This is a genomic window from Pseudoalteromonas sp. T1lg21 (genome assembly GCF_002964625.1).
GTDB lineage: Bacteria > Pseudomonadota > Gammaproteobacteria > Enterobacterales > Alteromonadaceae > Pseudoalteromonas > Pseudoalteromonas gelatinilytica.
On record NZ_PQBX01000062.1, the window covers coordinates 1 to 2,605 of the forward strand.

Consider the following 2,605-nt stretch of genomic DNA (forward strand, 5'->3'; position numbering starts at 1 on the left):
TTTTCCTATGACCTGCTGGGCGAGTTTGCCGAAGCCACCGGCTTCTTTTGCTGTTTCAACGAAAAGATCTGATAAAGCACCAACAAGAGGAGCAGTTTCGCTGGCTAATTTTGTACCAAACGATGACAAAAGCTTTTCTGCTCGGTCAAATGAGTCATTGGCCATTTCAACTTTTGAGGCATCGATTCGACTAAATGTAATACCTAACTCTTCTGCTTCAGTGATCATGGCAGCAATACCATCAGCACCTAAGTTAAGTGTATTTAGTAATTTCACCCCCTCAGAATCAAATAGCTTTTGAGTTAAAAATACTTTTTGGCCTTGCTCGTGTATGCCTTTCATTTTTTCTGCAATGAGTGCAAATTGTTGATCAGGGCTTTTATCCTTTATCTCATCAATTGAGATCCCCAATTGCTCAAGCGCCACTGCTGCCTCACCACTTCCCGTTGCTGCAACTTGCCCTATACGTCTGGTCATTCGCTGTAACCCCATATTGAGGCTTTCTGTGCTCGCACCGGTTTGATTTGCAGCATGCTGCAAACCAATTAAGGCTTCTGTTGATATACCTAAGCGGTCTGCCGTTTTTGCTTGTTGATCAATAAACTCAGCTTGTTTCTTATAAATCGCCGCATATGCAGCAATACTTACTGTTGCAAATCCAGCAATCGCTTTACCTGCCATATTTGAATAGGTGCGAGTCTTAGCTGCAAATAGCTTTGTTTGGTCAGATACATTTTGAATAGAGAGCGTAAACTTTTTATTTGCTTCTACTGACTTATTAAACTCTGTGCGGTGCGATCGGGTATCAGCACTTAAAATGACTTTGTGTTCATTGGCCATGATATTTATCCAAACAATTGGTAAATTTCTTCCACCGTTTTCTCACGCTCTTTTGGCCGTTCAACAGCGCTAAGCATGAAATCATTTACGGATTTTATATTTTGTTTATTGGAGCTGAGATAGTTTGTGACTAGCGCTCTAAGCGCCGCTAACTGAAATTCATCCACTTGTGCACCAAAAGGCTCAAGCTGAGCAAATTGCTGCCACTCTATAAATTGAGTTGATGACATATTAAAAAGCATGTCATCAACATTGGTTGCCCCGTTCTTTTGTGCCAACCGCAGGGCAAATCTACGGTTCGGTTGGCCTAAGAGGGGTTTGCATCTAAGTCTTCTTGACTTGGTTGCTCAACCTCTTCTAGCTGGGTGTCAGTTTCTTTAGGAATAAAACTAGGCGTTATCCAATCAATACCTGAAATAGCTGCTATTTCGTCCAAAGCTGGTATGACTTTTGAGTGAGGTAGTGTCGCCAAATACATAAGGTCAACATCATTTTGCCAATCAAAAGGCATACGACCATTGCCCGTTCTCAATGACATGGCAAGCGACATATACCGAAGCCCCATTAATTCACGAGACTTAGTTGCATCATCAGTATCTTCTGCTTGGATACGGCCTAACATGTCATGAATGATCACATAATCACTCGCGCCTAACTCCACGATAAAAAAATGACCAAGCTTTTGCTTGGCCACTAGTCGGTGTTTAAAGTTCGGGTCAACTGGCATTGCGCGCTCTGCAAGCCATCTTTTAAGCCATGCAATCATAATTATGCCAATGCTGATTCGGTGATAGGACCATCAACTTTTACCTTGATTGAGCGTTTTACATGCTCACCAACAGGTGTTTGGTCGCCGACTTCTGTAACCAAACATCGGAATGACTTTGACTTACTAATTGGCGAAGGAAACTGAAGCTGTAAATACTCTTTCGTATCGTTATCTAATGCATCAGCAATCTCTTCCATATCACTGTTGCCTGGCTCATATTTAAAAACAAAGGTGTATTCACCGCCATCCTTTAAGCCGTAATCATATTCTTTGTAATCATGCTCAGCGCCATAGGTGGTGTTTTCATGTGTCTCAGCGGTTTTGGCGCCCGGCTGAAGGTCAACAATATTGGCAATCTTTTCGCCATAAGCTGTGCCGTTATCAGTTGAACGATGTAAAGTTACTTTATTGCCTAACATTGTTTAGTCCTCGTCTTCATATTGAACTTTAAAAAATAAGGTAAGTGATGCAGTTAATGATTCTGGGTCTCGGTCGTACTGAAAACCGACTCTGTAAATAGCATCGACCAAGCCATTTAAGGTGTTATCAGCTCGAATGGCAGCTTCAACTTGGCTAGCAAATACATCTAACTCTGTATCCTGCTCACCATTGCTATCTATAATTATTTCAAGTGATAACTGAGCATTGGTGTCAGTATCATCATCAAAATCCCTTATAGACTCACCGCTATCAAAAAACACCGCACTGCATGGCAGCTCTTCTTTGTAAAATTGGGCAGGTCTAAAATCAAACGTTGCTGTAAAAAAGCCAGCTATCAATTGCTTGATGCTGGCTCTAATTTGTTGTCTGGTTGCCATAACTATTTTCTTAATATTCGCGTGTAACGTTTATTTATTTCTTTAGCCAACTCACGCCTATATCGACGTTCAAAGCGCGCTCGAGCAATTTCAAGCCCTCTTTTCACTTCTCGGTGTACAAAGCTTTTACCAATTTCAGTGGGTTGAAGTGGGTACCTTTTCTTACCATAACGTTTAA

5 protein-coding genes are annotated in these 2,605 nt (G+C 41.5%); all 5 read right to left on the reverse strand.

Going from position 1 to position 2,605, the window contains the following annotated elements; translation table 11 throughout:
* Positions 1–840 (reverse strand): hypothetical protein (locus C2M25_RS19405; protein WP_199775197.1); only part of this gene is annotated, 840 nt, incomplete at its 3' end.
* A 5-nt stretch (positions 841–845) separates the two neighbouring features.
* The gene (locus C2M25_RS19410) at positions 846–1,118 is read right to left on the reverse strand and encodes a phage tail assembly protein T (protein WP_105181932.1); all 273 of its coding nucleotides are present in this window, start codon (positions 1,116–1,118) and stop codon (positions 846–848) included.
* Between the two features lie 29 nt (positions 1,119–1,147).
* Positions 1,148–1,606, reverse strand: coding sequence for a hypothetical protein (locus C2M25_RS19415; RefSeq protein WP_105181933.1), 459 nt, complete (start codon positions 1,604–1,606; stop codon positions 1,148–1,150).
* 2 nt (positions 1,607–1,608) lie between these two features.
* Positions 1,609–2,028 carry a phage tail tube protein gene (locus tag C2M25_RS19420; RefSeq protein ID WP_105181934.1) on the reverse strand — a complete coding sequence of 140 codons (420 nt, stop codon included), beginning with the start codon at positions 2,026–2,028 and terminating at the stop codon, positions 1,609–1,611.
* Positions 2,029–2,031: 3 nt separating this feature from the next.
* Positions 2,032–2,427: a phage tail terminator protein gene (gpU, locus tag C2M25_RS19425; RefSeq protein WP_105181935.1), complete on the reverse strand. Its 396-nt coding sequence runs from the start codon at positions 2,425–2,427 to the stop codon at positions 2,032–2,034.
* Positions 2,428–2,605 lie beyond the last annotated feature (178 nt).